Source organism: Bartonella sp. AC130YNZD (assembly GCF_042196865.1).
Classification (GTDB): domain Bacteria; phylum Pseudomonadota; class Alphaproteobacteria; order Rhizobiales; family Rhizobiaceae; genus Bartonella.
On record NZ_JBHIQZ010000053.1, the window covers coordinates 1 to 4,711 of the forward strand.

Sequence of the window (4,711 nt, forward strand, 5' to 3'; positions counted from 1 at the left end):
GCTTTAACATCACCAAAATCTCTTAAAGCTTTAATGCGATAAAGAGTTTGATTATTAAATACACGTGTCTCATTTGTGAGTGCAAACTTCTTTTGCATAACACTATTCCTTTATAAGAAGATTAAATTTTAGAATGAGATTTTTAAAGGGGGCGCCCCGCACCGCCCGCGCCATTATGTTATTTACGCAGCGTTATTTATATCCTGATCAAAACCACAGATATCTTCAGAAAATTTCTTATTTTCTTTAAGCACAGCATTGCCATAAATCGTTGTAAATTGGCAAATTTGTGCTTTTCCACTCACATGAGCATTATCATGAATTTTTGCAAAAGGACCAACACGCGCCGAGCCAAAAACCTTGGCATTGTCATAAATATTGCTCCCATCATAAACTATAGCTTTATCAAAAACATGAGCATTGCCATAAGCTTTTGACCACGCAGCAAGGCGTGATTTACCGTAGACATGGGCATCATTAAACACAAGCCCACTCACATGAGCATTTTCATATACACGGGCATTATCGTAAATAAGAGCCCCTTCAGTAATAACGGCATTATCACTCACAACGGCATTGCCAAAAACATAGCCACCAATTTTTGCATTGCCATTAATGATTGCATTGTCATAAACACGTGCTTTATCACTCAAAACCCATGCCTTATCACTAATCACGGCATTACCATAAACCCTAGCATAATTCACAACACAGGCATTATTGCGTATTTTTGCATTTTCGGAAACGCTTGCTTGGATAACCATAGCATCATCATAAACCCAGCAATTGCCATCATGTGATAAGTTATTTTCATTTTCGATAAAGCCCCCCAAGGAACCCGCCTTGACATCAGAAAAGTCTCTTAAAGCTTTAATGCGGTGTAAAGTCACACCGTTAACAACGCGGTTTTCATTAGTAAGTTCATATTTTGGAGATGTTTCTTGATTTTTAACTGTAGCTTTCATAATAATTACCTCGTATTTTAACATTTTCATTGACACCCCTAAGGGCACCGGGCGCTGAAAAACACGGATACGAGACCGTCGTTACACTTTCCCCTATGAAGGGTATTGTATAGTATAACCACACCCGGCAAAATCGTTATATGCCAATAAGAGCACAAAAGAAAGCCAGTATATTTCAAAAACATGGGAAGAGGTCGTTTCGTAACCTATCCGCTCGTATTACAGTGTTTTTCAAGCACTTGATTATTTATATAGCAAAATACGTATTTATTGTCAATTAATATTTTATCTTTTTTGATATTTTTTGTATTTTTAAAATTCGTTATGTATTGATAATATCTTATGCTTATTAATTGCTTCTTTTATATTTATACGCTTTTAAATCTTTATTATGGGCTTTAGAAACGATTGCGTTCTTTTTTGAATCTATACATTTATAATATTTAGAAACGCTCTCATAATGCGTATTTTTACCTTTATAACCTATCAGTTTTTTTACTAAATGAATTTAAATTTTTTTGTGAATTTTGTTTATAAGGGGCTCTAATTTAAACAACCTTAATAGGCACTGTGCTCTTTATAACCAACGCGTTCATTTGCATGTGATTATGAAAACCTGCTTTTTCACGTATTCTCTATAGCTGTTATGTTCTTTATAGCCATGGCATCATTTTTCATTTTCATAAGAGAAACGATAAATAGGATAATTGTAATTTATAGACTGTTATGAAAACATCTCAATAGAAACTGATAATTATAGAGATGAGCAAAATCCCTTTTATGAATTTTTATCAGTTCTTTTGAATGATAACCTTATGATTTTAGAGAATTGATTACAACGTGCTTTATGAAAATCATATGATCCTGTAAAGCCTTTCAAAAGGTAGCTTGTAACTCATAAGAGATGCTATCAAGATCATTAGGTTATGAGTTTTGAAGGGATTTTGAGTTTTGAGGGTTGCTGCTATTATGTAAAAAAACGATAAAAAGTAAAAACATTATATTTCAATAGGTTAATATTTTATAGACCTTAAAAAAACAACTCATATTGATAATATAACCTATAAATTCAACTAATAATATACGTTTTGAAGGGGTTTTGACGGTTTTTACACCTTCAAAACCTATAAACAAAATGAATATACATAACTCTCTTTAAACAAAGCTTTTGAAAACAATAAAGCACTCATTTTAGATTACGATATAACCTCTTAAAGGCAATGGAAAAGAAGCCTATTCACTTTAAGATGGGATTTCTTTTTAGAATAACGCATATAAACACTCCTTTTAGAGATTGTATCTAATTAACTTCACAAAAGAGGTATAGATTATGGTTATAAGCTCTATACCCCTTATGCGTTTAGCATACCCATTATGTGAGCATGCTTTATAAATTATTCAGTTTCTCTTATTTCCAATTTTGGTAGTTTTTTTACGATTTTCATTGTTTCTAAACTTACGGTAATAACCCTTTGAAACAATTCTAGAGGGTAGGCAGGGTTTCCAACGGTTTCAACAGCATAGCGATTAGCATCATTCACAATGCCACTCTTTTTATCTGTCTTTACACATTGACGCCCCATAACCCATTCAAGAGCAGGCTTGCCATTGACGATATACTCATAAGCTTCAAGAGGGATATCTGTCATGATGATATTGCTATTATAAATAACAGTTGATTTATCCTTTTCGGCTTTGCCTTTCTCTTTACCTGCTTTTGCGAATTTCATTTCAGTTACATAATAGAATTTTTCGAGATTAGAGATATCAGTTAATTTTGGATTACCCTTTTTAAAGGTCACTGGATACGGCTCTACAGTTTCATAGTTTACGTGCAAATGACCCAATTCACGCCCTGCTGTTACAAACTTCCAAAAATCATCAGTACTCTTTACACAAGGGATACGAGGCAATTCTTTACATAAATTATCAGCATAACGGGCTCGATAATCTTCCGAATGCAAAATCCCATAAACATAATAGAACAAATCATCTTTTGTTATGGTTTCATTAGGATAAGCCTCTTTAAAATGTGCTAATCCCGCATCTGTAATGCCATCACACTGTTGTAAATCAGCATTGTTGCTTTTTTCTATAGAATTCGTAAATAAATGTGACTGGTTATTATCTTTAGATTTTAAGGAGGTAATATCTTCATAAAAGTATCTTGGAAAGCATTGACCTGTATCTATTGCGTGAAGGTTAGGTAAATCCTTACTCATCAAAACAGAAAATCCACTTCTTGCTCCTACGCCTGTAACTTGTATTACCTTATTTTTTACCGCTTGTCCTATCGGGAATATACGCGGCATTTGATAGACTGCTTCATTAAAGACGCTATTGTAATAAAGCCATTGTTTTGTAAAAGGGCGATAAAGGCTTTGAGTAAGGCATGTAGCTTCAAATTCTGAAAATTTGCCTCTTAATAATTCTCCTTTAAGAGTACTGCTCCAACTAATTTTTTTACTATCTGAATTTACGAAATTATCTACAGCCTTTTTACATGTGTTACGGTCAGCATGTGGATAGATCTCATTAAAACATTTCACTTCGCTGTTATAAAAGGTAATCATATTACCCATATTCTTTGCTAAAATTTCACGGCTTGAGTTATACGCCCAAGCATCACGATTGGTTGAAACACCAAGAGAATAAGTTTCAAAGAGTTTTTTATCATACCCCTTTTTGATACCCATAGCTAAGAATGTTTTGAAACTTTTATCACGTTGATGTATCCAATCACCATGCTTATCTGGTGTAATTATTTTCCAACCTTGTTTACTCCGTGTAATGCCACCAACACTACCAAAGTCTTGAATCATTCCAAGTTTTTTTTCGGTGGAAAGATTATCTCCAATATCATGATAGTAAATTTTACACTCTCCAGAAACATTGGGATTTTTGATAAATAGCGTTACCGCAATACCAGTCATACTACCACTACCAAAAATATTCTCTCCTTCTTGAGAAGCTCCATTGCTTAATATATTTTTGCGGATATCCCCCCGTAAATTAAGCACATAAATACTCGTAAACTCTTTGGCTAAAGATTTTCGTAAACCATCCATTGTTGGCTTTTCTACATAACTAGAACCAGAAACAAAGCCGATTACTCCAGCATTACCAATACGGTCACTCGCCCAGCGAATGGCACGAATATAACTATCATATAACTTTTGCGTACTAGTTGCTTTCGATTGAGCTATATAAGTCTCACGAATGCGGTCATTTAATATCGGATAGGGTGTATTCTTTGCATTATCATTTTCGCTTTTTTGACCTGTTGAATAAGGAGGGTTACCAAAGATAACTTGGATATCCAGTTTCTTTTGATGCTCTAAATATTCACTGTTTTCTTTGAATAATTTTTGCAGAAGGTTCTTTTCTTCAAGCATCCGAAACGTATCGGTCAAACCAATATGCTTGAAAGGGATATACTCACCTTTCATGATACTATGATACGTCGATTCAATGTTAATCGCTGCTATGTAATAGGCTAGCAAAACAATCTCGTTGGCATGGATATCATGACGGAACTTATATTCCATATCCTCTGGTTTGATGAGATTGGATTGTAACAGCCGTGTGATAAAGGTCCCAGTTCCAGTGAAAGGGTCGAGAATGGAGACACCCCGTGACCCCAAGCTTTTTCCAAACTCATTACGCAACACATCATCAACAGAATGAATGATAAAATCAACAACCTCAACGGGCGTATAAACAATCCCAAGCCTATCCGTGGTTTT

Annotated in this window: 2 protein-coding genes; both read right to left on the reverse strand. The window is 34.5% G+C overall.

Annotated features, from left to right (window positions below; all coding sequences use genetic code 11):
- Positions 1 to 182 precede the first annotated feature (182 nt).
- A complete protein-coding gene (locus ACFINU_RS09070) occupies positions 183 to 965 on the reverse strand; it encodes a hypothetical protein (RefSeq protein ID WP_375667600.1) in 783 nt (260 codons plus the stop codon).
- A gap of 1,394 nt (positions 966 to 2,359) precedes the next feature.
- Positions 2,360 to 4,711 (reverse strand): type ISP restriction/modification enzyme (locus ACFINU_RS09075; RefSeq protein WP_375667602.1); only part of this gene is annotated, 2,352 nt, incomplete at its 5' end.

Bases quoted from the DNA above. Each gene is read 5' to 3' on its own strand.
- ACFINU_RS09070 (WP_375667600.1), bottom strand. From the start codon at position 965: ATGAAAGCTACAGTTAAAAATCAAGAAACATCTCCAAAATATGAACTT.